Origin of the sequence: Paenibacillus sp. FSL R5-0636 (assembly GCF_037974255.1) — a bacterium.
Classification (GTDB): domain Bacteria; phylum Bacillota; class Bacilli; order Paenibacillales; family Paenibacillaceae; genus Paenibacillus_AQ; species Paenibacillus_AQ odorifer.
On record NZ_CP150232.1, the window covers coordinates 6,826,237 to 6,852,090 of the forward strand.

Here is a 25,854-nt window from a genome sequence, read left to right on the forward strand (position 1 = left end):
CTGGCCTACACGTCGTACTCCAGCTGTTTTTTGGCCTGAACAATGAAATCCAGCGGATTCTCAATCGTGCCGGCTTGGTATTCGACCGCCCCAATCTTAAGACCCAGGCTGACCTTATATTTTCTGGAGAAATTATTGTCATTCAACTCCTGAAGCTTGAGCTTAATCCGCTCGATCACAATCTTCGCCCCATCGCTGTCCGTGAACAGCAGCAGGCCCCATGTTGCTTCATCCTTATCTAGCAGATAGAGTGCATCATTGGTACGAATACTCGCCTGACTAAGCTGAGACACATCATAGATAGCTTCTGCCAGCTGATCTTCAGGAATGATCCGTCTGATCTCTTTCCAATACTTCACCTTCACCACTAGCAGGGTGAGCGGAATCTGATAGCGGGTCGAAATGCTTGTAAATAATGTAGCATCCGTCTGAAAAGAAATACTGTTCCGCAAATTTGTGTTTTCATCGACGATAGCCATATTGGCAGTCTTTTTGCGTAGCTGCTCATTCTCCACCTGCAAATCACGGCTGCTTAAAGTGAATACCCATAGAACGACCGTTAATAGCGGAGTCATAATTAACCAGAAATAAGTATTCAGGCTAATCGTCTCCCCTAGCGTTATCGTCTGGTACATCGTGTAGAATCCGTAAGCAAAGATAAACACCAGATTCAAGACCAGCCCTGCAGTGACCGTTGTAAAATACGTAACAATGGCCAGAATAAAAGCCACCGTTAAAATGATAATATTCTGGAGGTAATCATCCGGCGCCCCGGCAATGAAGACGATACAGAGGAACGATAACACCAGGAATGATAAGAGAGCGATGTCCGACACTAAGCTGCGATTACGTCTCACGCTTATCACCACGTTTCTTCATGTGTTTGCGAAGCAGCAGGATCAGCGATAGAACCACCAGCGTTAGAACCAGTAAAATCACAATGATAAAACTGAGTACATCCGACCGTTCCATTATTTTTTGGGCCACAGAGTCCTCGGCTGCTCCAGTGATCGTTTTGAAACGGTGTGCGCTGACATTACCGTCTTTATCAACGATTGCACCATCGCCAAACACCTTCCACTTGTCCCGTTCTGTAGCGAGCAGCTTCGATCCTAAGTAATACTCTTCCGAGCTGACTCCCGTAACCGCGAGCAATGCACGTCCCGCCTCAAATGGCGAATCAATCAGCTGCAGTGTTCCGATTCGTGCGCCGTATTGCTCTTCAATACTCATTTTCTCATTGGAGCGAATTGTGGTTCCATCTCCGTTATATTGAAAATAAAGCTTAGCATTCTGATCACGGATCACCTTATTATTCTTATAAGCACCAATAACGATGATATTATTATTTTTCAAATGATCGGCACTGACGGTATCGGTATAGAACTGGATGTTCCCTATATTTCCGCTGGCATATTTACCAAGCAGATTAAAGATATTCGATACACTTAAATAGGCGTAATCATCCATTTGTTCGGGCAGTACAACCGCTACATGATTATAGATCCCATCGCGGATGAACGGATATGGATAGTTATTAAATAAGAGATCCGTGCGATCCTTCGTATTCAGCTGCATTACAGAATCTTTACTGATATAAGCCCATGGCATTTGATCCCGATCGATAATACATCTGGCTCCTTCGATCTCCAAATCAAAAGCCACTGTCACCGAGAAATTTCCGGAGATATTCAAGTTCTGAGGCACCGAGAGATTAAGAATATCGCCATTCGCCAGTTCCTTAGTCAGCTTCTTACTGCCAATCGGAGTATTGTTGATGCTCACGGTAACCAATGAACGAGTAAAATCCAAATTCTGTGCATAACGGAAATCCAGGCTGATTTTACCGGAATCGGCAATCGAGCGGTTCGCTGGCAATGAAATAAAATACGTCTGCTCCTGATGATGTGCCCCGGTCAGTTTATCACCTGTCTCAGTGAACGTGATGTTAGAGCTAATCGAAAGCGCAGGTGCTGACACTTCTGTAGCATCCGTTACTGTTTTCAGATCACTAGTGATCTGCCCGATCAGCTCTGGATTAGCAATCAAACGACCCGCTTTAATCAGCAAGTTCTCATCCTTCGAGGTTACAACCAAGGTGGGCTGGGTATCCTTATTCACTAGCTGGAGCAGCGCGTGCGTACCCAAATCTTCAGTGGAGCTTAGCTTAGCTTTCAGTTCGCTTGGTACTCTGTCATACATAGCTACCAGTACAACTGCGGCCTTATTCTGCACAGTGTCTGCCCGGTAGGGAAGTAGGGGAATAGTCTTATCATTTAACGTAATCCCCTTAACAAACCCGGAGAGCGCATAAGTGGCTGCTTCCATTTCTGCCGCCGTGCTTTTGTCCGGTACAGTCAGAATACTCTGACTCTTCGTTAAGGTATCTATCCCGGCGAATCGCTCGCTGAAGTCACTGATCCCTCCACTCAAGGGCTTTGCGGTATAAATCACGTTAACACTGGACGTATTGAACAGATGCAGCCAATTATCCGACGTTTCATCGACCGAACAAAAGAGGTCATCTTGACGATCTGTCTTCAAATAGCCCTGAATGCCCAGTGTATTCGTCCCTTTTTTCAGAAACCCCTTGGGTGCCGCAAGGGTCAACAGCTGTTCGCCGTTGTCTTGTAGTGACGGACGAAACGTATAGAACGGGCTGCCGTTTAGCGTTAAGGTAACACTAGAAATCTGCTCTTCGGTAATTTGTGAAATTTGAAAATGCAGTTTGATCTTTACTTGATCCACATTCCAATAATCCAGAACCTCAAAATATTGCTGCTGGGCACTCGAACCTGTTAAGGACGAGTCCGTTCCCGTAAATGAGGTTGTATAAGTCGACTTATGATCCTGCGGCAACGTCTCTGCGGCAGCTGGATGGATTGGAATTAACAAAAGGGAGAGGCAGGTTAACAGTATAACCAGCTGTTTTTTTATCTTCATGTTCTGTTTCTCCTGTGATTACATTTTTCTCATATGACTTTTTGGTGCCTCGTTAGTAGCGCTCCGTCTTATACCATTTGGCTTCTCTTTTGAAGATGAGGTCTTTCAGGTATAGATATAATCCGTTAGCCGCGACAACCATCCACAGCTGGCAATAAGACACATACATCAACATTACAATCCCTAGATTGGACAAGCTCATCTCGCCCTTTTCTGTCGTTAGCGTGATGAAGGTCCCCACAACGAAAAGAATAATAGCGAGCAGCCATAAGAAATTACTAAGACCTGCAATAGTAGTATGCACATAACCCAAAGCATGCAGGATCAGCAGCACATCGGAGGTGATTAACGACAGCAGCAGCAAGAAGTAAATGGATAGAAAATAAAGAATATCGAACCGGACCTTTGCGGCCGATTTATTGAACAGCAGCGGAATATTTTTGACAATGACATAAATATTGCCCTTCGCCCAGCGGGTTCGCTGCTTGAACCAGACCTTTAGGGTCTGGGGTTCCTGCTCCCACGTGACGGATTTCGGCTGGAACTTGATTTGGTAACCCATCATATAAATCCGGAAGCTGATTTCTGTATCCTCGGCTATCGCTTTGACATCCCAGCCACCGATGCTTTCCACAATTGACCTGCGCATAATGAAATTGGTTCCCGGAATAGTGCAAAGCTTGAACAGCTTCCAGCGTCCCGCTTGAGCCATCCATTGAAAGGATAAGGTCTCAATATTAATGAACCGGGTCAGTAAACTTGCATCACGATTACGGGTCCGGAACTTCCCGATCACTGCACCGAGGCTGGAATCATGCATGATCTCAGCAACCAGATAACGCAAAGCTGTTTTCTCCGGAGTATTGTCGGCATCATAAATGGCGATTAGCTCCCCTTTACAGCTGGTAAAGCCTATATTCAAGGCATTGGATTTACCTTTGCCTCCTGTAACTGCATCCGTATTAATGACTACCAGCTGGCGCCCCGGATTTCGGGATTGTATTCCCGCCAGCAGCTCGGCACTGTTATCAGAGGAATTATCATTAATTACAATAATCTCATACCGATCTTGCGGATAATCCAGCGCGAGCAGAGATTCAACCGTCTTACAAATCACTACCCCCTCATTGTGAGCGGGAACCATAATTGAAACAAAAGGATATTCACCCTCTATCTCTGGTATATCCTCATTTTCGGATTTAATATAATATAGATAGCCCGCGATAATGAGGGTCACATTCACCAGCAGCAGAGACCAAATACAGATCACCGCAATCACCATCAGCACGTCTGAAATCGTCATAGGGTCCTCCAAATCACGATTAGTTGTCTCATTTCAAAAACTTTCTGCGATATAACCGGTATCCGATCATCAACAATCCGCCAAACAGCAGCAGAGAAATCATGATCACAACAATAAAAAATTGATTCTGAATATTAAAAAGCCGGGTGAAGCTCTTTTGCTGCTCCTCTGTGTAGCGATAATCGCTATCCACTGTTTCCGGTGTATAGTCCAGGCTTAGAGGTTGTCCATTAATAGAAATCATTCCATCTAATGAGGAGATTGTGTTCTGATCAGTAACCACCTGATGCTCTTCTTGCTTATAATCGGCAAAAGAAACCCAATTCCGCTCCAGACTTTGCAGCATTTCTTCAAGCTGACGCTCATCCTCGGGCATGTCGACGGTGATTACAGTATCCAGCGGCAATTGCGGGATCACTTTATTGGATGTATGCAAAGCCTGAAGAAATTCCAGCGGAACGCTATATAAAGAGGATGGAAAGGATTTAGAGGTGTCGCTCTGCTCCATATAATCAATCTGTTCATCCGGATATAACACCACGGAATCAAAAAAGCTCATCCCCGCTTCTGAATACTCTTTGTCATACGACCAATGCATCTCCGCTCCGGCTCCAAGCGGCCCAAGCCCGTTTTCGGCCAACAGATTGATGAAATCATTCATCTTTCCTTTAAGCGTATGGTCACTGGAGCTTATCGTTGGCATCACCACTGGGGCATTGACCAGAATGCTTCCATTGCTGGATTGCACACTTTTCATGGCCACTAAATAACGCTGCATGGCCGGATAATCGGTATTGCTGAACACAGGCCGCACACTTGCAAGAAACGGAATCCCCAGTTGATACAGCCGCTCACCCGTTTCTGCCAGCAGTCGCAGATCGGAGAAAGGATAGATTTCTTTGATCGCAAGGTACATTTTAGGAGCAGCAGTGATATGGAGCCAATCCTTCAGAACATATGCCATCCCCAGCGTACTGACATTCCCTTGTTCAAAATATGGGGCATATGTATCATTCCCCTTACTCACAGCGTACGGTGCTTGCAGACCCTCCTCCGCAAAAGAGAGTTTCCCAAAGGATTTGACCGCCTGACTCGCTGCAATATAAGGCATATCCTGCACCTTAGCTTGAATTCCGGAGAACTGTCCAATTTCGAGCTCAGCACTCCCGTCATAGATCACATCAGTGGTTAGCTGTAACGCCTTCATTAGACTAGCAGGTGGGTTGTACCCAATATGCAAATACTGCCCCTGATAATGCTCCCAATCCTCTATATAGGATTTATTCGTGATCGAAATATCCGCTTCGTTACGGACCATGATCACTCTGGAGTAATTTTTCAGCATCCCCTGCTCGTATTGATCTAGGCTTCGAAGTGTAACCTTTGTCGAGTAAGCTGCCAGCAGACGTTGAAGTTCAGTCACATTTCCATCCTTAGCGGTCCCCTTGGCAAGGCTGTCATAGAGCAGTAAGACTTGTTGTGGCGATGCAGCAGATTGAACAGGAGTGGCGGGAAGCAATAGGATGGTTAAGCTCAGCGTCAGCAGCAATATACAGTATAAGATCCCTCTGCGCTTCAAACACTCACATCCTTTTGAGACTTTGTATATGGACTAGAAGTGGTGGAACTCTCGTTAACCGGCTTTTTACGATTTTTCGAGAATCTGCGTCCGATCACACTAGATACTGTCAGAAAGGTCACCAAATCAAAAGATAAAGTGAACAAGAATTCATGCTTGGAAATGTCGGCATCACCAGCACCGATAATCGATACAAAAATGCCTGAAAGACCAATGCCTATCGTAGCGACAATCAATACCATCCGCTGCAATCCTCTAAAATTACGTGCCTTAATGGCTGTTACGAAAGAAGGCATATACAGACCGATGACAAGCACTGTCCAAAGGAAGATAAAACCTATCGTTCGTGGTGCCAAAGCCTTTTTCAGCTGACTGTATCCAGTAAAAAAGTGACTCTGTGCTCGAAATTCCTTCCCAACGGATTGCTCGTAATTGCCCATCGCCGCTGGTTTGATCGAGAATGCACTTTGAGCAGCTACATTAAGAATCGAGTTAAGCTGATCCGGATTCGATATATAGTATTTAAGGATCGAAACAAATCCGTAACGACTGTAAAAGTTCTCTTGGAGGATCGGTGAATTCACATCAATAGTTCCGTATTTCTCGTAGTAAATGCTATTCTTCAAGATGGCATATTGTTCATCAATATCGAATGACTTCAGTGCCTTCTCCGGATCGGAGGAATCCTTCAGCACCCCGCGGGTCATGGCATGGAACTGGTTAATATTCACGAACTCATCCGAGATATTCAAATAGGTGAACACACCCGCGAACAGGATCAAAGCAAGGGAAACCATTGTCAGAATGCGAAATATTTTATCCCTGCGAATCCAAAGGAGCGAACACCCCAGAACCGCAATGATTATACCCACTGGCGCATTTTGCTGCTTGGAAGTAGTCAGGATAATCGTACTGATCAAGAACAGGGCCAGCAGCACATAGTCATTGTATCTTTTTTGATATAACAACAACCAAGCTGCGAACATAGTAATCATCGTGATCATCACGACGCTCTCGCCGTAAAAGGAGTTGAAATAAGCGGTATACCCGGTATCTCCAAATATAAAAATAGCAATACCTGCAGTGACCCATCCCTGCTTGCGGGTCATCCCCCATGTAACAGCCTCTATTAATAAGTAGATCGCCGCAACATATAAAATCGTATAAATGACTGCTTGAAACCGGATATCGAAAACCTCGCTGCTAAAAAACAGCTTATTAAGTCCAATGGCCAGCTTGATAAATAGGGACTGCGAAGAAAATAATGTCGCGCCATTCTCATTAAAATATTGAAAGATTCCATATTGCTTTACAAAATAACCAAAGTATTGCTCGTCATAATCCGGCAGATTGAAATAAATTCCGTTACTATAGATGCTGCGAAAAAAATCACCATTATCCGCCATTCCGACATACGGGGCGGTAAATAAGGCTATGATGGTTATAAGCAACACTCCAACAGCAGTGATAAAAGCCGGGGACAATGGCAACGGTAGGTTAGCGAGTGTCATCCCCTGCCTCAGAGGTGATTTCACCGTGTTGTTTATCATGCAGATTCACCTTCGTTACTATAGGTTTAAATTAATAGACATAGGCCAATGATGCCATCAGATTATCAAAGGAATAGGCTTGGCCACTAGCTACATCGCCGAAGCCTCCATACAGTGAGCTGCCGGCATCGGTTATTCTGAACTCGTTCATTCTTTCAATGCTTTTGCGATAGAGTGCATCGTCTCCGATCTCGGCACCAATCATAGCCGTAATAGCGTAAATGGCTGTTGAGCGAATATCGTTAAGCGGCTTTCCCTCACGCGAATATTGTCCATATAATGTGCCAGCTTCGACCTGCTGCTTGATATAATCAATGCTGGAGGATTTCTGCTGGTCTACCTCTGCCAAAGCCAGAATAGACAGTAGCGATTCTACTGTATTGATATTCTCCGAAGTATAGGTTCCACTCTCATAATTAAACCTTGTTTCATAGAAGGGAAACTCATCTGATAAATATCCATCTTTCAGTATAACGCTCATATTATTCAACAAAAATTCACGAGATTCTCCAGAAACCGACAATTTTCGCATTGTACCTAAATCAATATAACATAAAGTAACGAATGTGTTGGTTTTTTTGTAATTTTCATCATAGAAGTCATACATATATCCATTTTTTACATTATAGTTATAAAACCTCTCACCATACTTAGCCGCTTCTTCTAAATAGTGTTTATCCCTAAACGTATCCCCCGCTTCATAAAGCGCACGAATGATACGTAAGTCATCAACGGCAGCATTCACAGGATATAATTTCTGCTGTTTAGGGCTATATCGGTAGCTAAAACCGCCCTTCATATCAAAGGTTTGCTTAGCCAGCGCCCATTCTTCTGCAAATCGCTCTTTCTCACCACTCCGTACGGCTGCCAGCATCCTCAGAGAGGCAGACTCACTTAGAATCTCATGGCCGCTTGCCGCTTCCCCGGATTGCTCTGTTTCAATTAAATTCGTATAAACACCGGACGAGCCGGTAAGCTTCGTAACAATAAATTGCTCTAAAGCATCCAATTCCTGTGAATGGTCCCCCACATCATTATTAGCCGAACCCGTAGGATTCGGTGGCTCTGTTGTATGAACATTCGCGGAGGGCGAGGGTGTTGATGCCGGCGTTTCTGTTTGCTCGCATGCTGTTAATGCTGTAAAACCTATAAGTACCACTACAGCAACAGCTATCTCTTTCCTCAAAAAATCACCTCCCTAAGCATCTGCTTATATTGCCTAGTATTATCTATAACGGTAATATACATCACATACTTAATCCAAATGTTAAATTTATGAAACTATTAGATGAAAAAAAGAGGCATCCACACGCCTTCTGACGAGCAGACCCCTCTTTTTCTATCATCTATTTACTTTATTCCATACGTTCCCAAAAACGATGGGCAGAAATGGCCGCAACGAAGCTAGCCGCAAAAACTTCCCCACCATCGCCTATTACGACGCCCGGACTGCTTCTGTGTTCATCTGTTGCAAGCAGCTCAGCAAGTGTTGTGGTCATCGCGATGGGTTTAAAATGTGCATATGCTTGGTTGAGGAATAGCGCTGCATCTTTATGGAATTTCTTGCGCTCTGCATTTCCACCAGCCGCATAAATCGCATCGAAGAGCACCGAATCTGTAGTGGATAAGGTGTGGATGACTTCAAGCTCTGTACCGTTTGAGCCTTTAATAAATCCAAGCTTATCACTGATTAGCTCCGGTTGAATCCCAGCTCCCATAAGCGTGTCCAATACAGGCATTACCGCAGCTTCATCAAAACCATCCCCGATAATCACGCCTACTTTACGCGTGTTGGGATGTTTTTTCGTATTAGCTTGACTTAAGGCTGGGGAAGCTTGAGTGACCTCAGAACCGCCAACTTCTGGAGCCGCTACTCCAATGGCTTCTGCCACAGGTACAGCAAGCTCAGAGGTAATGTTAGCGAGCATATTTACGACCTGCTGTCGGACCGACTTACTCTTAACCTTCCCAAGCTCGAAAGAATAAGCTTCGATAATATGCAATTGTTCCGGAGGGCTCATACTATTCCAGAATAACTTGGCTTGTGAAAAATGATCCTCAAAGCTTTTACTCCGGCTCCGTACCTTACGGCCCTCAACCTTTTCTTGATAATGCACATAACCGCCTTCAGCCTCTGGGACAGGTCTCGGTGTATTTTGGGCCAGAGAATTATTATGATAACTCACAGTGCCCTGATTAATCGTCTGCCGCCCATATCCGTCACGCTGGTTGTTGTGGAAAGGACACACCGGTCTATTAATCGGCAATTCATGAAAGTTAGGACCCCCAAGCCGAATCAGCTGTGTATCCGTATAAGAGAATAGTCTGCCCTGAAGTAGGGGGTCATTGGTGAAATCAATACCAGGCACTACATGTCCAGGGTGGAAAGCCACCTGCTCCGTTTCGGCAAAAACATTATCCACGTTGCGGTTCAAGGTCATTTTCCCAACGATCTGCACGGGCACGTCTTCCTCTGGCCATAGCTTTGTAGGGTCCAACACGTCGAAATCAAACTTGAATTCATCTTCTTCACTAAGAAGCTGAATGCCCAGCTCATATTCCGGAAAGTTGCCGGCTTCAATCGATTCCCATAAATCACGTCGGTGGAAGTCAGGGTCTGCTCCTGATATTTTCTGTGCTTCGTCCCACACCAAAGAGTGTACACCAAGCACTGGTTTCCAATGGAATTTAACAAAATGTGCTTTCCCCTGCTCATTGATCAGACGGAAGGTATGAACCCCAAACCCTTCCATCATCCGGAAGCTTCGCGGAATGGCGCGGTCAGACATCAGCCACATCGCCATATGGGCCGATTCCTGGTTATTGGCGATGAAATCCCAGAAGGTATCATGGGCTGATGCCGCCTGAGGCATTTCATTATGCGGCTCCGGCTTAAGCGCATGCACTAGATCAGGGAACTTAATCGCATCCTGTATAAAAAAGACCGGCATATTATTGCCTACCAAATCATAATTGCCTTCTTCGGTATAAAATTTGGTCGAGAAGCCCCGGGCATCCCGCACAGTTTCGGCTGAACCCCGTGATCCTGCTACCGTTGAGAACCGGACAAACACCGGGGTCTTTACGGACGGATCTTGAAGGAATTTCGCCTTCGTATATTCTTTCAACGATTTATATACTTCAAACTCCCCGTGGGCGGCAAATCCGCGTGCATGCACGATCCGCTCAGGAATCCGCTCGTGATCGAAATGGGTCATTTTTTCCCGAAAATGAAAATCCTCCAGCAAGGTTGGCCCCCGGTCACCGGCTTTTAGGGAGAACTCATCCTCGGACACTTTCAATCCCTGATTGGTTGTTAAAGCGTGACCTTCGTCCTTACTGCGAAACTGTTCCAGTTGCTCATTTTTGCTATTTCCGTTCACTTTTTGCTGTTCACTCATTAACAATGGCTCCTTCCGAAAGGTAGAGTAACGATAATATTCATCTCTTACCCTTAAGGAAGGAACGGCAAACAAAAAGAAGCGGAATTCCGAGAAGCCATTCTCCCGAAAATCCGCTTACTCGCTTATTTCTGACCTAACCTTTAATTCTCCGGTACGTCTCTTCATCCGAAACAATATATAATCTAGCCTCTTTAGGAATAGGCTGGCCCAGCTTGCGATTGATGCTAAGGTCACTACGATCCGAGAGTAAAGTTGCACCTTGAAGGAGCAATTCCTGAAACGCCTGCCCATAGGTCTTCCATGCACTATTCACTGGAATCTCATAAATATCATCCCCATACTGGCGGCTCAGCAGCTGCGTAATCACCTCTGAATTCCCCTCTTGTAGAGCGGATCGGACAGCCAATCTAGAAATGGCATCATGCGACAGAACGAATTCATTGACCTGAACATGCCTGAAATTCTGTATATTCTTCTCCTGCATAATTTCTACGGTAGTATGTACTTGTGGCGCTATGCGCTCAATGCTGGAGGCGATAAGCAGAGACTTCCCGTCAATTAGCGATGCTTCATCAATCCGTGTGTCTCCGAACACAATGGCTGCCCGGGCTTCGTATATGTTAGCTTTAAGGAGAATCTCATCGCTGGAAGCATCACCGCTTACAAAGTGGACCTGTTCCATATGCTCCAGCGGATGCCGTCCTATCTCATCAATGATGACGATATGACATTTAGGTGAATAGCATAACACCTCATCTACCGCAGCTTGCGCTTTCTTACTCCAATTGATTAATATCACATGATCCTTTCCCCGGAAGCTCAATGTTCCTGCTCCTCTCATTCTCTGCACTTCTGCAATAGAGTCAATGACCTTGCCAATAACCAAGCTGAGAAGACCAATCCCAAAAATATACAGAAACATGGTGAATAGCTTACCCACTACAGTCTCTGTAAAATAATCTCCATACCCAACGGTTGCCATCGTTGTCATGACCCAATAGAAGGCATTAAACCAGTTGTGGAATGTACTCGGTTCAAGCAGGTAAGCTATCGATGCGCTAAGAATTATAAAGATCAAAATAATCAAACCGATCGACCGTTTGCGTAAACGCATCATCCTGGTGGATATTCTCAGAAAAAAATGCATCTGCCATCCCTTCCTCACATTAATAAAGCTGCCTCTCGAGGTTATTACTGAGGGCAGCCTTTTCCATGTCCATCTGCGATTTTTGAACTAAACAATCAAACTGCTGACTGCAAACGCTGTGCCGATAAACACCAAGCAGAGCATAGTGCCTACTGCCACATTGCCTTTTTCCAGATGTTCTGAAATTTTAAAGCTTGGTGTCGCCAATTCAAAAATCCAGTAAGCAGCGATGAGGCACACATAACCGACAGCAAACCAAATGATCATATGCAGAATAGAGGTATTCGTATACGCCGCTACTCCAATGATAATTGCTGTGGCGAGAAATTTGCCGCCAAGCGCTAGAGCTACAGCCACATTCCCTTTTTTCAGCTCTTCCATATCCTTGAACGGGGTCATCAAGCCAAAGATAACCATACCCAACAATTGCAGAAGAATAATCACAAATATACTGACTATCAAATTAACAACAATCGTCACTTTGCCCACCCCCGAAATTTCGCATATGCCGAGTCATAATCGGCGAAATCATGTACTTCCTCAAGGACTACGGAAGCGGTCTTTTCTTTCTCTAATGCTGCATAACGCTCATCGTCTATCGGCTGCTTGATCCGGTTGCCGGAAGGCAGCTCAAGGACGGCAAAGTTTCTTGTCTTCTCATTATATTTTGTCTTGTATACTCCTACAAGATCAACATCCGTAGTTACCGATACCTTAAGGTTGGTAAGGTCCTCTACTGCTGTTTTTTCATCGGGATACGATTTAATGGTCGTCCAGGAAGATAGGCGGACTTCATTGCGCTGGTCAGCATCTGTGATCAGCTCAGCGTCCATGAACTGCAATGTCCATATTTTATCGCCAGTAGCATAATTCTCATCATTCGGCAGCAGCTCATTATCCGGCAACACCGTCATATCGCTGCCAATTAGATCACCTACAGTACTCTCCACAACCCGGTAATCCCAAGGTACCCGTGCAACACTATCAGAAGTTTCGGCAGTGCCTGAATCAAACACACTCCCCTGATTACTGGAACATGCACTAAGCAGCAGCACCGTTAGAAGCATCATACATAAAGCGCCGATCCGGGCCTTTACTAATCTAGTAGACGACTTGTTTATAGCCTTACTTTTATCCAACTATCTCACTCCCAACGCGATAAAATGACTGGCATTGCCCGTAATCAGTCCGCCAGCCCGGCCGAGCAGCCCACACGGTTTCCCATTAATGACGAACATGCCTGTCAGTAGGTGGAATTCACCTTCGGCGGTGTGTATTCGGGCTAGTTCAGCTCTTTTTTGATATACAGAGGGAAAAAGCTGACTGCTATCATAACCCTCTTCGTCCTCAATTTCCAGAGTTCCACTATCGTCAAAGAGACGTACAGAACCGCCTTCGCGGCCAAATACAGATTTGGACACAAAGCTGCCAGAGAACACAGGCTTATTATAAGTCGGCAAAATATAACGTGAGATCGCCTCACGCTCTTCATTGTCAAATAATAAGCCAAGCTCATACATTCCCCACACAGCTGCAATCAATCCCTTAGACTGCAACAGGATACTGTGAGGTCCATTAAAAAGCTGAAGATTTCCCTGCTCAACGGCATAGGCAAGTGCATCTCCACCTTCATCGACGGCCATCCACTCTTTAGGATATAGAGCAAACATCCGCTGTATCACCCGGTCCTCCCCATCCTTCAAAATGCCCTCATCGACCCACAGGTCGAGGCAATCCACACACTGAATAGTAAGTCCGCTATGTCTGACCAAGGCTTCAATCGTACCTGAATCTTCAAGATGGGAACCATAAGCAACACAAGCTGCGGTATCTGGACGTTCTATCTGCCATGCTGCGGCAAGTTGTTCCTTCATCGCATGATTTGGACTAGCCACACCCGCCTGTTCACAGATCCAAGGTGTTGCTATGGAAGCCTCCACATAACCTGTAGGTGTATCGGCATTCAGTTCCAGAAGCTTGATGGTTCCATCATGAGCTATCGCAAAATCAAACCTTGCATACCGGCTGATTAAGCCTTCTTCCGGAATAGGAGACCCATCAAGCATCTCCCAAAGAACAGGGGGAATGCCCAGTAGCTCATACAAATCGCGTTTTAGATGTATATACCGAACCGCCTTATCGAGGATAGCCCAAAGCTTTGCGGAGGCTTCCTCAAGCTCCTTGTAAATGTCGCTGCGCATCACAGCTATTGCATCCATCCAATACTCTTCTTCCTCTAGATCTGCCCAAGTGAACCCAAGCTCATACAGCGCTTGTACCCGTGGGCCCCGCTCAAGATCAGACAAATCCAGGATCTCAAACACGCTCTGCTGATCACTCATCCGCCGAAACCACTCTTGCTTGAACCTGATCTCGATGAAGATTTCGAGCCTGAGCTTGATTTAGAGTTCTTCGAAGAGTTTAAGCCACTGGAAGTGCCCCCGATTCCGGTCTTCGAAGAGGAACCCCTTCTCGTGATGGAACCCGTGGATGAGGTTGAGGTTTTAGGTTTCACTACAGAACCGGGCACCTTTTTATTCTGAAACTTTTCGCTGCTATAAGTAGGTGGTTTATAAGTGGTTCTCGTGCCTCCATAATAGGTAGGACGGTCCTTAGCCCATCCTCTGGAAGAGTAATTGGCACCGCTGTTAAACAACATATGATACAGAAGCAAATCCGTCCAGCCAAAACCTGAATGATAACCGCCATAGTTATTCACTACAGTTGTCCCGTTTGAAGTTACTACGCCTTGGCCTTGCTCCTCTACCTCTTTCGTACCTTCTTCGGGATAGGGAATATTCCAATCCACATTTTTATCAAAATAAGCTTTAACCTCTTCATTAGACCAAGAGACTAGCTGTGGTTCGCCCGCAGAAGTATTCGCGCTAGCCCCCGCTCCGCCAGGAATAAACATAGCATTCGCTAATAAGGCTATGCCTAGCGATGTTGATAATACACGGATGGGTTTGCCATCGGCGGTAAATAATTTTGATGCAGGTAATTCCTTATCCCTTTCTTCTTTAGCCATCGTAAGGTTCTCCTTCCCTGATGATCTTCTATCCCTCAGTGTGCATCGGAACAAGCAAAAGCTCCAGCTTGCCCTCATCCACATTCAGCCGTCCTTCAACCGCTTCATATTCCTTACTGCCCACCACTATATAATTGACATGTTCAAGTGCAGTTATCATATTCATGCTCCACGTACGCTCTTCAATTACTCGTAGATCACCCTCTGGCATTTTTTCGATTAAAACTACACTCATCCCGTTATCCATTATTACCATTCCTTCCTTATATCTGCTATAGCATCTGATACGTTTTTATCACCTTTTCGTTTCAGTTCTAAGCTTGTATAGATTGCCCAGTATTACTTTTGGAATAAGAACGTCTGTATAAAAGGAGAACTCCTAACGAACACAAGCTGACAAGAAGCAACAGTCCGTATACATGCTCATATGCTTTTGCCGGCGCAAGATCACGCTGAGCATGCAGCAACAGCCCACAGACCGCAACAGATACAGAACCTCCAAAGAACTGAATCAGTTGTAAAAGCCCCATACCTGAACCAATCCAAGTTCGCGGAAGAACCCGAGAAGCTTCATTATTTAAGGATGCCATTGTCGCCGAGAAGGCAGGAGAGAAGCAAAGATAACCAAGCAGAAGAACTACAGGAGATACAGAAAGGTTCAGCGCAAATGCAGCCATAACAGCGGCAAGGATACAATGTCCTATGATTAAGAAGCGCAAGTTGCCATACCGGTCAATAAAACGTCCAACAAAACGGGTAAGAAATGCGGATAATAACGCACCAGGTGCGATAAACAAACCAATCATCAACGCCGATTTACCAAATAGATTAGCGAGCACAAGCGGCATCAGGAACAAATTCCCCAAGTTCAGCACCAGAATACAAAAGCCTATGGTAACTAGCTTCAAGTATCCCGGCATTTTTAGCAGCTGCGGGTTAATAAAGGATTCCTTCGCCTTCTTCAAATACCAAGCGTGCACGATAATAGATACTATGCCCACTGCTAACCATACCAGAGATTGGGTAGTTACGGCTACCAGCAGACTTGCCGCATTTACAACGGTCAACGCCGCCCCAATAACATCAAAGCTTGCAGGCTGAGGCTGTTCCTTAGGTAATAACCGCAGCAGCACTGGCAATACAACAAGCACAAGGCAAGTAATTCCGAATAACCCGTTCCAGCCAAAATACTGACTGATGACGCCACCGAAAATAGGGCCCAACCCAAAGGCCATTGCACTCCCTGCGGAGATCATGGCGATAGCCGCACCACGTCTTTCAATAGGTACATAACGGCTGGCCAGTACGAGACCCAATCCAGCCATCGCACCCGCGCCGGCAGATTGTACTATTCTCGTTATCAATAATGTATTAAAGTCATGCGCAAATAATCCAAACACTGAGGCTAACCCAAGAGTAATTAAGCCAACGGTCAAAAGTCTCCGAATCGGCACCACGTCTGATAAGCGGCTATAAATAACCGTCGATAAAGCATATCCAATCGAATAGCTCGAAATTACCCATGAACCTAGATCAGCAGAAATTTGGAGATCCTGAATAATGGTTGGAAGTGATACATTAAACATCGTTGTGTTCATCACTACGATAAAAAGGCACATGGTCCATAATGGCATGACTACTTTATCATTCATTACTACTTTATCATTCATTCCTATCCATCCCTGTCCTAATTTATCTATACAAGCTTATCTAAGTTTATGCCTATAAAATCAGGATGGCAATTGGAATACGGGGATTTAAATTACTTCCGCCACATCAATCCGCACAACAATTCAAACAACTCCATGTAGTTGCGTGGATTTTTGCCCGTCAATGTATGAATGCGATTAAGCCGGTAGTTCAGTGTATTTCGGTGAATATTCAGCTTCTGTACAGTACGATTATGGTCCCCATTCTCAGCAATAAATACTTGCAGCGTTTCAATCAGGCCTGTCTTATCGCCCGACTGATCCAGCAGAGCATAAATCGTTCCGGGCCGTTCAGCACCGTCATAAGAGAGATGAATCAAGAATTTTAGTTCCTCATAAGTGTACAATTTCTTGAGCGGGTCGACTCTACTGCCAACACTAATCGCCGCCTGGGCCTGTTCAAGTGAATATGCAGCTAACTCCTCTGCTTCGCCAGAACCTATTCGCCCTACATTCGCACATGAATTTAGTTTTCCTATAAGCTCTTTATAAAGAAAAACATCCGTTATGAAAAAAACCGCCTTATCATTCTCCAAATTCCAGTAATGTGGATAGGACCTAAATACATTTTTGAATTCTTTTCCGTTCACATCGCCTTCCACAAGGATCGCCCAGCATTTTTTCTTAAGGTCAAGCCCATAGCTGCCCGCCCGTTCCAAAAACTCAAGATCATATGCTTCTTTACGATAAGACAATTCATGATAAAATTTCACACGTTTTACTCGCTCATCCTGTTCCAGCTTGTTCCTTGCTTCCTGCTCAATAAGTAATATAGTAGTGACTCTGACCAGCTTACTAAACGGCCTAACCTCATCTGGATGTCCCGTAATACCTACCACACCCAAAACTTTATGATCTATAATAATGGGTTCATTCACCCCCGGCTTCATGCCGCTGCCATCCTCGTACACTTCAAAGACATGACCACTTTGAATGGCTATTCTCGCTCCCTCATGTAAGGTTCCGACCCGTTTCAGATCTCCGCTCCCCACAATAAACCCGCTCTCATCCATAACATTAATGTTATAAGGAACTACGCTCATCATTTCTTGTGCTATTTGTCCTGCGAGTGATTTCGATATCTTCATGTCTGTACCTCCTGTTCCCTTATATTCTACTCAGAAAGCTTCTACCTTAAAAAAGAAAAAAGGGGCTGACTCCGTTCAGTCAGCCCCTCTATCACTTTGTATAATTCATTCAGCTTCCTTGGTTCAGCATGACTAACCTAGCCACATTCTCAGCCGTTCTTTCCAGGTTCTCTTGCCCTTTATTCAAAGCATCCTCCAATGAAGCTGCGCCTGGCATAATGCCAAAAATAGCATCGATCCCTTTATCATACAGCACTTCCGTCTGATCGCCGATCCGTCCCGCGAAGGCCAGTACGGGTTTATTATATTTCTTAGCTACCTCAGCAACGCCAAGCGGGGTCTTGCCATATTGGGTCTGGAAATCGATGCTTCCTTCCCCGGTCCACACCATGTCCGCCTGCTGCACCTTTTCTTCAAGTCCAGTATAGTCGATCACAAGCTCAATGCCCTTTTTTAATATTCCGTTTAAGAACACTACCAGTCCTGCCCCAAGTCCACCCGCTGCACCAGCACCAGGCATATCTATAATATCGAAACCCAGTTGCTCTTTGATGACACTCGCATAATGATGCAGATTGCTGTCCAGCTGTTTGATCATATCCGACGTAGCCCCTTTTTGCGGACCAAATACATTGGAAGCTCCGGTCGGACCACATAATGGATTCGTAACGTCGCAGGCCACTTCAACCTGTACATCCTTCAGGCGAGGGTCAAATCCACTCAGATCAACACGGGCTAATCTGCCAAGCTCACCACCACCAAATAACAGCTCATTGCCTTCGGCATCCAGCAGTCTGCCGCCTAATGCCTGCACCATCCCGGCGCCTCCGTCATTGGTGGCACTGCCACCTATGCCAATCAGCAGCTTGCTGACCCCACGATCCAGACATGCTTTGATTAATTGTCCTGTCCCGTAGGTGGTTGTAATCAACGGGTTACGTGTCTCAGGGGATACCAGCTGAATGCCACTCGCACTAGCCATTTCCAGCACCCCTGTCAGCCCGTCTCCTGTGATTCCGTAGGATGCGCTAACTTCATTGCCCAGTGGCCCTTTAACTTTTGTTATATATACTGTACCTTCCGTTGCATCGACCAAGGACTGCATCGTTCCTTCGCCGCCATCTGCCATGGGTACATGAATACAAGTAATATTAGAATTTACTTTATGAATGCCTTTTTCCATGGCTTCACAAGCTTCTTTGGCTGTCATGCTTTCCTTGAAAGAATCCGGTGCCAATACGATGACAAAGTCTTTATTCATAGAATATCCGTCCCTTCTAGTTGCAAATATAAATTATAGGATGAAGCCGTATAATATAGTGGCGACGATAGCCATCGTCAGACCCACGAGACTTTCATAAGGAATCAGTGACATCCGGTCCTTGATGTTCATCTTAACGGAATCTGCGGTCACGTGGAAGAAGTTACCGTGTGGCAGATGGTCAATAACTGTAGCCCCGGTGTGCACCATAATTGCTGCATTTAGCGGCGCTGTGCCCATCGAAAGAATAGCGGGACCAAATGATCCGGCAGCCACGATAGAAGCCGTAGAGGTTGATGCTGTAGCAGCCGCCATCAGGATCCCTGCAATTGGAGCAAGGAACGTTCCGGAAATCCCCATAGCCGTTATTGCATCTACAACAGTAGCGCTCAGATCCGATTTCGAGATAATACCAGCGATAGCACCAGCACCAATCAGGATAATGGCTGTACCTGTCATTTTATTTAACCCTGAGGTTGTAAAAGAAATGATGTTCTTCGTTTGTTTCATAGCAATCAATCCAATAATGCCGGCAAGAGGCAAGATGATCATAGAATCGACTTTAAATGATTTCAGCAATTCGATATTTAGAATATTTCCGATTGGGTTAATGGCTAGAAGCAAAATAGCGACAACTGGAGCGACGATAGCACGGCCAAAGCTAGGTTTAACCTTAGTGCTGTCTTCCTCTTTAGTTACAACGTCGCCCTCTGCAATTTTTACACCTTTGTTGACTAACAGATTAGCAATAATAACAGTGACAATCAGACCCGCAACGGCTGGGATGAATCCATGAATCATGACCTGAGCCAAATCTACATCAAAGCCTTTAGCTACGGCAATGGTGTTCGGGTTCGGTGAAATAATGTTACCGGCTTTACCGCCACCGACCAGTGCGAGCAGCAAAGCGGTTTTGGAAATGCCGATCTTCTTACCTACGGACAAAGCGATTGGAGCGACAATAATGATAGCGACTGTGATGAATACGCCCACTGCTGTAATTATCATAGTAGCCAGCGCTATAGATAATAACGCTTTCTTTTCACCAAGCTTATCTACTATGGTCTCGGCCATTCGTTCGGCTGCCCCTGATTCAATCAATACCCCGGCCAGCACACCAGCTGCGAGAACACGTACAACTGCACCCATAACACTATTCGTTCCGTCGATGACATATTGTACTGTCTCTGCAATGGATGCCCCGCCTAATATCCCTCCGGCAATCGCGCCTAAAAAGAGTGCGTAGACCGGGTTAACCTTTTTGAAAATCAATACGACGGCCAGAATCAATCCCGCAATCGCGCCCATCCAGTTAATTACTGTGCCTTCCATCTCTAGTTGCCCCCTAGTATAAGAATTTGACACTATACAGTGTGTAATTTGATAACGCTTTCTAAACTGAGTATACTGCGCTTACAAGCCCAATAATATTGACGGGACAACCTATTTTTTTGTGCATATGCACAAGCACTGAGCATGAGAAAAAGACCAAGCTTAGGTTTCAGCACACCAGAGCTTGGTCTTTTAACATGAATTAAACGTATTATGAGACTTGTGTTTCTTTCGTTAGAACAGGGGCAGCAGGATCTTCTGCCAGAACATTATCCTTTGTCTTCGAGAGGAAGATATTCAGCACAATCGCTGTAAGGGAACCGGATACGATACCGTTTTGCAGCAGCATCCGGGCGAATTCAGGCAATTGATCGAACATCGCAGGTACAGTTGCCGAACCCAAACCAACAGCGATACTACAAGCGGCAATCAGCAGATTACCATCCTTACGCAGATCTACCTCTGACAGAATCGACATCCCGGAAACAGCAACCGATCCGAACATCACGATCATCGCTCCACCCAGTACGGCATTGGGAATAACCGTTGTCAGAGCCGCCAATTTAGGCAGTAATCCAAGCACAACCATAATCCCGCCGGCTGCAAAAATAACATTCCGGGTTTTGACCCGAGTCAGCGAGACCAGACCTACATTTTGCGAAAATGCTGTGTACGGAAATGCATTAAAGATCCCGCCCAGCATAATCGCCAAACCTTCCGAACGCAGCCCGTTTACGATCTGCTTTTGTTCCACTTTCTGATCCGTTACTTTACCAATCGCAAAGTAAACGCCTGTGGACTCCACCATACTAACAATATTAACAATGATCATAGTGAAAATAGCCGTAAGATTGAACTGAGGCCATCCGAAGTAGAAAGGCTGTGCAACACTTACCCAAGAGGCTTCACCTACTGTAGAGAAACTAACAATGCCCATTCCATAAGCAATAATTGTACCCACTAAAAGACCTATCAAGACAGAGACCGAGCGAAGAAATCCTTTAGTAAAACGGTTAACCGCTAAAATGACCAGCAGCGTGATCAGTGCAAGCAACAAATTGCGGGGATTCCCAAAATCAGCGCTGCCTTCTCCGCCAGCTACGCTATTCATAGCTACAGGAATAAGAGATAACCCAATAATGGTCACGACTGAGCCCGTTACTATCGTTGGGAAGAACCTCAGCAGCTTCCCGTAAAGCGGGGCCGCCAGTACCACGAATAGACCAGATAAAATAATTGCTCCGTACACCGTTGCCAAATTGTTGGCACTGCCGATAGCGATAATCGGCCCTACTGCCGTAAAGGTACATCCAAGAATAACCGGCAGCCTGCTGCCAAAATACTTAGTGCCCATAATCTGCAGCAAAGTAGCTAACCCGCAAGTAAACAAATCAGCTGCGATAAGATAGGCCATTTGGGTGGCATTCAGGTTCAGTGCGTTCCCTACGATCAGCGGAACAACAACTGCTCCGGCATACATCGCCAGTACATGCTGAAATCCTAACGCAAATACTTTTTTCTTGCTTAACATCTCGCACTCTCCTTGATTGGCTCTTTTGAACTTTCATTATCAATGAAGTGAATTTCACCTGGTGACATAGATGTGATCCGGGCTAAAGCATGGACTTCTATCCCTCTATCCTCGAGTAGACTCCGGCCTTCTTGGAAGCATTTTTCAATCACACAACCAACGCCAAGGAGCTCAGCGCCAGCCTCTTGCACGATATCAACCAGTCCAACAAGAGCAGCACCAGTAGCCAAAAAGTCATCTACAATAAGCACCTTATCGCTTGGTCCGATATATTTTTGCGAGACACTAACCATATAATCCTCTTTGCGTGTAAAAGAATGTACCGGCGCGGAATAGACCGCTTCAGATAAGGTCACTGCTTTCTTTTTCTTCGCATATACAAACGGTACGCCTAAGGCGATGGCCGTAGCCATGGCAAATTGAATGCCACTCGCTTCAATAGTGATGATCTTAGTGATAGGTAAATGTCCAAACAACCGCTTGAACTCCTGTCCAATTTGTAAGGCAAGCTCCGTATCCACCTGATGATTCAGAAATGAATCTACCTTTAGTACCGTATCTGATAAAATAAGACCCTCTTGTCTGATGCGCTCTTGAAGTACCTTCATAGTAAACTTGATCTCTCCTTCTGAATTAAAAACAAAAAAAGGACAAATCCCTTGAGTCGTTTCTCTCAAGTGAATTTGTCCTTCTGGGTTTTTGTCCCTTAGTGGTGTAACACTGCATAGTGTCCGCATCGCTCGGTCCAGTCCTTCCATAGTCAGGAAGCGGAACCCTAGATGCGCTATTTCACTCATAGTCGGATAATTACAGTGGTTATCCGGTAGAAACTTATGGGCCATATTCCCAAGATTATATGAGTTGATAAGCAAATATAAAGATAATGTATAATGTGAAACTTATATTTTTATAAATGTTCGATATGAATACCTTGTATATCTTACACGCTCTGTCTGGTGCTTACAAGCAAAATTTTAAGCAATTTGCATGCCATTTTCAGGTTATTTTCACGAAATTCAATTGTTTACATTTAGTAGTTGTTACTCCAATATCTTCTGCGCCGTTTCTTGGGTCGTTACAAGTACATTCATATAACCCCCATTTAGCGCACCAAGGATCCCTGTAACCTTCTCAAGTGATTCCGCTACACCAATCGAATACCGAGCTTGCTTGATCTGCTCCAGCTCAATAGTCAGCGTTCGATCCGATATTCCGGTATGCACGGGAATCCCGTTGCCATCATAGAATCGTGAACAGATATCACCAGCGACCTTTCCATTCTCCAGCTCAGCAATCACTGCATCACCATAAAATCCGCGCCACGCCTCTTCCCCTTTCATTTCCGGCGATCCGATGCCGAACACAGCGATATCCAGATGGTCCCACGCCTTGGCAATGGTCTGATAGTACTGTGAATTCATCAGTTGATCTCTAGTTTCCTTTTGCTCCGTGATCGCTGGAACATCAATCATTAACGAGCGCGCACCCCATTTTAGAGCAGCTCGATAACAGATGTTATTTACATGGTACCCGCTCTCCATCTTTCCTGATGGGCCGCCGACCGTAGGTACACAGGTTACAAAAGGTCTCTGGGCTTGTGTTAGGCTTTCTACAACGGCAGCTAAGCTGCTTCCCCAAGAAAACCCAATCGTATCTTTCGGCTGAAGCACTTGCTCGAGCCATCTCGCACAGGCTTGTCCTATAGCTTTGCGTTTAATCGTGCTGGACTGTGCAGGATCTACCTCCACAACAATGGCTTCCCGTAGCCCGAACCGCTCCTTCAGCTCCTGCTCCAATGTAAAATGATCGCCAGTATCGTAATTAATAGTTATTGTAACGATACCTTCTTCACGTACCCTCTTTAGCATCCTGCTGATGGTGGTACGATATATACCAAGTTCGCTAGAGATTTCACTCTGCGTTAAATTCTGTTCATAATACATTTGTGCTATTTTAATGAGCAGCTTCTTATCTTCTTTTCGATCCATGTTACAACGCCCCCGCTATATTCAACAGTTTGACGGATTTAGAACCCCCCGCTATACTGTAGACGATTGTTTTGCACATTTATCATTATATTGCACAAATGTGCTTAATATCAAAACTTTTATGGAGATGAATGGTTCAGATGGAATCAAGGTTATCTCTAAATAAAAACAAACAATCCAAACAGGCGAGGTGCTGGAAATGAATCCCTTAAAGTGGGCAATTGTAGGTCCGGGAAGTATAGCTGCCGAATTTGCGGCTGCGCTGAATGAAACGGGGGAAACATTGTATGCGGTTGGATCGCGGAGCTTAGAGAAAGCACAACAATTCGCTAATCAATATGGAGCCACGAAAGCTTATGGCAGTTACAGTGAAATGCTGCAGGATCCCGCAATTGATGTAGTGTACATCTCTACGCCACATAGCAATCATTATGAATACATCATTGAAAGCTTACAGAATAACAAACATGTTCTCTGCGAAAAAGCAATCACGGTGAACAGCAAACAACTTCAAGAGGTCACCCGACTTGCCGCTGAAAAGGATCTGGTTGTGGCCGAAGCTATGACCATCTACCATATGCCACTGTATAAAAAACTGCGGCAGCTCATTGAGGATGGCATCATCGGGCGCCTCAAAATGGTGCAGGTCTCCTTTGGCAGCCATAAAGAATATGATGTGAACAACCGTTTCTTCAGCAAAGATCTGGCGGGCGGAGCCCTGCTGGATATTGGGACGTATGCGTTGTCCTTCACAAGATTCTTCCTGTCCAAACGGCCCCATGAGATTCTTACTACAGTAAAACGATTCGAGACAGGAGTGGACGAGCAATCCGGCATTATTCTTAACAATGCTGCAGATGAAATGGCGGTAATCTCCCTTACAATGCGCTCCAAAATGCCTAAACGAGGCGTGGTTGCAGGAGAACTCGGATTTATTACCGTAGACAATTTCCCGCGGGCCAGCAAAGCCACCATTCAATATTTGGATGGCACAGTAGAGACGATTGAGGCTGGAGATACAGCCAAGGCTTTACAATACGAGATTGAAGATATGCGGCGGTATATTGCAGATAAAAGCCATAAAGAGACCCTCGACCTCTCCTTGGATGTCATGGACATTATGAGCAATGTCCGGGAGCAATGGGGGATCAAATATAGCTTTGAATAAATAAACCGATTATTAGGCAGCAACTTAGGCAAATGATTGTTTTTCGAGGTGGTCCGCCCGTATTCATCACTTAATCCCCCCATCTGCATTAATGTTAATGAAGTCAAAGTATGGGAGAGTGAATATGGGTGGCCTATAAAAGAGACCGGATCGTTGTCATTATTCAAAAAGGAAAACGGCGCATAATTACAAGGACCCCACTCCACGGAGTGGACAGATTAATCTTTGTCATCAACAATCAATATACGAACGCCCCCAACACTACACAAATTGCAAGCGGTGCAGGACGCAGCAGCGCAAGCGGCAATAATGCCGCCATTGCTTCTCCCTATACACGCCAACAACAAAGTGTCGGCGCAGGCGGTGATGCGACTAACCTAGGCAGTGGGGGCAACAAACGCGGCAAAGCTAAGCCCCTCTTATTATATCCGTATCGCAAAGAAGTTGTGGTCGTTATCAATACCCAGACGGTTAAACTGCCTAAACGGAGCCAGAATGCCTCCGCAACTCAGGTAGCAAGCGGAGGCGGAACGTTCAGCACCGGTGGAACAAACTCCGCTATTGAAAGTCCAGGAACAAGACAGCAACAGGCGGTTGGTGGAGGATCGGGTGGGCACGCCACTAACAAAGGCACAACTAAACGGCGCCACCTCAAACAACGGTCTCGTTAACCCTTTCGGGACTATATAACAAGTATAGCAAAAAGCATGGGCAAACCCGACGAGATCAGGGCGCCCATGCTTTTTTTGGGTTTGGTGAGTTGCGTTACAGGTACTTTTTAGTACCTATAGCACTTTAAAGTACGTACTATACTTAATGGACA

General features: G+C 45.4%; 22 protein-coding genes and 1 riboswitch. Of the genes, 2 read left to right on the forward strand and 20 right to left on the reverse strand.

The features are described from left to right. Positions 1-5: 5 nt before the first annotated feature. The 20 genes from MKX34_RS31125 to MKX34_RS31220 form a co-directional block, all read right to left on the reverse strand. A complete protein-coding gene (locus MKX34_RS31125) occupies positions 6-857 on the reverse strand; it encodes a diguanylate cyclase (protein WP_036682174.1) in 852 nt (283 codons plus the stop codon). After that, positions 847-2,943, reverse strand: coding sequence for a cellulose biosynthesis cyclic di-GMP-binding regulatory protein BcsB (locus MKX34_RS31130; protein WP_081383978.1), 2,097 nt, complete (start codon positions 2,941-2,943; stop codon positions 847-849). The genes MKX34_RS31125 and MKX34_RS31130 overlap by 11 nt, the downstream gene beginning before the upstream one ends. A gap of 52 nt (positions 2,944-2,995) precedes the next feature. Then, positions 2,996-4,246: a glycosyltransferase family 2 protein gene (locus tag MKX34_RS31135; RefSeq protein ID WP_036682179.1), complete on the reverse strand. Its 1,251-nt coding sequence runs from the start codon at positions 4,244-4,246 to the stop codon at positions 2,996-2,998. Between the two features lie 28 nt (positions 4,247-4,274). Beyond that, positions 4,275-5,825: a hypothetical protein gene (locus MKX34_RS31140; protein ID WP_076297008.1), complete on the reverse strand. Its 1,551-nt coding sequence runs from the start codon at positions 5,823-5,825 to the stop codon at positions 4,275-4,277. After that, a complete protein-coding gene (locus MKX34_RS31145) occupies positions 5,822-7,375 on the reverse strand; it encodes a hypothetical protein (RefSeq protein ID WP_076297007.1) in 1,554 nt (517 codons plus the stop codon). Before MKX34_RS31145 ends, MKX34_RS31140 begins: the two co-directional genes overlap by 4 nt. A gap of 31 nt (positions 7,376-7,406) precedes the next feature. Beyond that, positions 7,407-8,561, reverse strand: a complete 1,155-nt coding sequence (locus MKX34_RS31150) for a glycosyl hydrolase family 8 (protein ID WP_076297006.1) — start codon at positions 8,559-8,561, stop codon at positions 7,407-7,409. A gap of 169 nt (positions 8,562-8,730) precedes the next feature. Beyond that, complete coding sequence (locus tag MKX34_RS31155) at positions 8,731-10,776, reverse strand: catalase (RefSeq protein WP_076099734.1); 2,046 nt, start codon at positions 10,774-10,776, stop codon at positions 8,731-8,733. A gap of 136 nt (positions 10,777-10,912) precedes the next feature. Further along, a complete protein-coding gene (locus MKX34_RS31160; protein ID WP_339204098.1) occupies positions 10,913-11,896 on the reverse strand; it encodes an ion channel in 984 nt (327 codons plus the stop codon). 117 nt (positions 11,897-12,013) lie between these two features. Continuing rightward, positions 12,014-12,406 (reverse strand): DUF350 domain-containing protein, encoded by a 393-nt coding sequence (locus tag MKX34_RS31165; RefSeq protein WP_038573772.1) that lies wholly within the window; start codon positions 12,404-12,406, stop codon positions 12,014-12,016. Beyond that, positions 12,403-12,996 carry a hypothetical protein gene (locus MKX34_RS31170; protein ID WP_232061559.1) on the reverse strand — a complete coding sequence of 198 codons (594 nt, stop codon included), beginning with the start codon at positions 12,994-12,996 and terminating at the stop codon, positions 12,403-12,405. Before MKX34_RS31170 ends, MKX34_RS31165 begins: the two co-directional genes overlap by 4 nt. A 69-nt stretch (positions 12,997-13,065) precedes the next feature. After that, entirely contained in the window at positions 13,066-14,268 is a 1,203-nt protein-coding gene (locus MKX34_RS31175; protein ID WP_036682191.1) for a glutathionylspermidine synthase family protein, read from the reverse strand. Beyond that, positions 14,265-14,954: a hypothetical protein gene (locus MKX34_RS31180; RefSeq protein WP_036682194.1), complete on the reverse strand. Its 690-nt coding sequence runs from the start codon at positions 14,952-14,954 to the stop codon at positions 14,265-14,267. Before MKX34_RS31180 ends, MKX34_RS31175 begins: the two co-directional genes overlap by 4 nt. Before the next feature lie 28 nt (positions 14,955-14,982). Further along, on the reverse strand, positions 14,983-15,189 hold the full coding sequence (locus MKX34_RS31185) for a hypothetical protein (protein ID WP_232061479.1): 207 nt from the start codon (positions 15,187-15,189) through the stop codon (positions 14,983-14,985). 79 nt (positions 15,190-15,268) lie between these two features. After that, the gene (locus MKX34_RS31190) at positions 15,269-16,624 is read right to left on the reverse strand and encodes an MFS transporter (protein WP_249267650.1); all 1,356 of its coding nucleotides are present in this window, start codon (positions 16,622-16,624) and stop codon (positions 15,269-15,271) included. Between the two features lie 92 nt (positions 16,625-16,716). Further along, complete coding sequence (locus tag MKX34_RS31195) at positions 16,717-17,751, reverse strand: sugar diacid recognition domain-containing protein (RefSeq protein ID WP_076297004.1); 1,035 nt, start codon at positions 17,749-17,751, stop codon at positions 16,717-16,719. 109 nt (positions 17,752-17,860) lie between these two features. Next, positions 17,861-19,012, reverse strand: coding sequence for a glycerate kinase (locus MKX34_RS31200; protein WP_038573774.1), 1,152 nt, complete (start codon positions 19,010-19,012; stop codon positions 17,861-17,863). Between the two features lie 33 nt (positions 19,013-19,045). Next, entirely contained in the window at positions 19,046-20,344 is a 1,299-nt protein-coding gene (locus MKX34_RS31205; protein WP_036682204.1) for an SLC13 family permease, read from the reverse strand. Between the two features lie 211 nt (positions 20,345-20,555). Beyond that, positions 20,556-21,875 (reverse strand): nucleobase:cation symporter-2 family protein, encoded by a 1,320-nt coding sequence (locus tag MKX34_RS31210; RefSeq protein WP_076297003.1) that lies wholly within the window; start codon positions 21,873-21,875, stop codon positions 20,556-20,558. Further along, positions 21,869-22,483, reverse strand: coding sequence for a xanthine phosphoribosyltransferase (locus tag MKX34_RS31215; RefSeq protein ID WP_036682464.1), 615 nt, complete (start codon positions 22,481-22,483; stop codon positions 21,869-21,871). The genes MKX34_RS31210 and MKX34_RS31215 overlap by 7 nt, the downstream gene beginning before the upstream one ends. Positions 22,484-22,651: 168 nt before the next feature. Next, a riboswitch (purine riboswitch) is annotated at positions 22,652-22,755 on the reverse strand. Positions 22,756-22,915: 160 nt separating this feature from the next. Continuing rightward, positions 22,916-23,863: a sugar-binding transcriptional regulator gene (locus MKX34_RS31220; protein WP_076297002.1), complete on the reverse strand. Its 948-nt coding sequence runs from the start codon at positions 23,861-23,863 to the stop codon at positions 22,916-22,918. Positions 23,864-24,062: 199 nt separating this feature from the next. On the opposite strand from MKX34_RS31220, the gene MKX34_RS31225 reads away from it, so the two are divergent. Both MKX34_RS31225 and MKX34_RS31230 read left to right on the forward strand, forming a co-directional pair. Continuing rightward, positions 24,063-25,031 (forward strand): Gfo/Idh/MocA family oxidoreductase, encoded by a 969-nt coding sequence (locus MKX34_RS31225; protein WP_076297001.1) that lies wholly within the window; start codon positions 24,063-24,065, stop codon positions 25,029-25,031. 158 nt (positions 25,032-25,189) lie between these two features. Then, entirely contained in the window at positions 25,190-25,702 is a 513-nt protein-coding gene (locus tag MKX34_RS31230) for a hypothetical protein (protein ID WP_244886541.1), read from the forward strand. Positions 25,703-25,854 lie beyond the last annotated feature (152 nt).

Bases quoted from the DNA above. Each gene is read 5' to 3' on its own strand.
- MKX34_RS31130 (WP_081383978.1), bottom strand. From the start codon at position 2,943: ATGAAGATAAAAAAACAGCTGGTTATACTGTTAACCTGCCTCTCCCTT.
- MKX34_RS31220 (WP_076297002.1), bottom strand. From the start codon at position 23,863: ATGGATCGAAAAGAAGATAAGAAGCTGCTCATTAAAATAGCACAAATG.
- MKX34_RS31190 (WP_249267650.1), bottom strand. From the start codon at position 16,624: ATGAATGATAAAGTAGTAATGAATGATAAAGTAGTCATGCCATTATGG.
- MKX34_RS31155 (WP_076099734.1), bottom strand. From the start codon at position 10,776: ATGAGTGAACAGCAAAAAGTGAACGGAAATAGCAAAAATGAGCAACTG.
- MKX34_RS31215 (WP_036682464.1), bottom strand. From the start codon at position 22,483: ATGAAGGTACTTCAAGAGCGCATCAGACAAGAGGGTCTTATTTTATCA.
- MKX34_RS31195 (WP_076297004.1), bottom strand. From the start codon at position 17,751: ATGAAGATATCGAAATCACTCGCAGGACAAATAGCACAAGAAATGATG.
- MKX34_RS31225 (WP_076297001.1), top strand. From the start codon at position 24,063: ATGAATCCCTTAAAGTGGGCAATTGTAGGTCCGGGAAGTATAGCTGCC.
- MKX34_RS31210 (WP_076297003.1), bottom strand. From the start codon at position 21,875: ATGTTAAGCAAGAAAAAAGTATTTGCGTTAGGATTTCAGCATGTACTG.
- MKX34_RS31175 (WP_036682191.1), bottom strand. From the start codon at position 14,268: ATGAGTGATCAGCAGAGCGTGTTTGAGATCCTGGATTTGTCTGATCTT.
- MKX34_RS31145 (WP_076297007.1), bottom strand. From the start codon at position 7,375: ATGATAAACAACACGGTGAAATCACCTCTGAGGCAGGGGATGACACTC.
- MKX34_RS31160 (WP_339204098.1), bottom strand. From the start codon at position 11,896: ATGATGCGTTTACGCAAACGGTCGATCGGTTTGATTATTTTGATCTTT.
- MKX34_RS31170 (WP_232061559.1), bottom strand. From the start codon at position 12,996: ATGATGCTTCTAACGGTGCTGCTGCTTAGTGCATGTTCCAGTAATCAG.
- MKX34_RS31180 (WP_036682194.1), bottom strand. From the start codon at position 14,954: ATGGCTAAAGAAGAAAGGGATAAGGAATTACCTGCATCAAAATTATTT.
- MKX34_RS31135 (WP_036682179.1), bottom strand. From the start codon at position 4,246: ATGACGATTTCAGACGTGCTGATGGTGATTGCGGTGATCTGTATTTGG.
- MKX34_RS31205 (WP_036682204.1), bottom strand. From the start codon at position 20,344: ATGGAAGGCACAGTAATTAACTGGATGGGCGCGATTGCGGGATTGATT.
- MKX34_RS31185 (WP_232061479.1), bottom strand. From the start codon at position 15,189: ATGAGTGTAGTTTTAATCGAAAAAATGCCAGAGGGTGATCTACGAGTA.
- MKX34_RS31200 (WP_038573774.1), bottom strand. From the start codon at position 19,012: ATGAATAAAGACTTTGTCATCGTATTGGCACCGGATTCTTTCAAGGAA.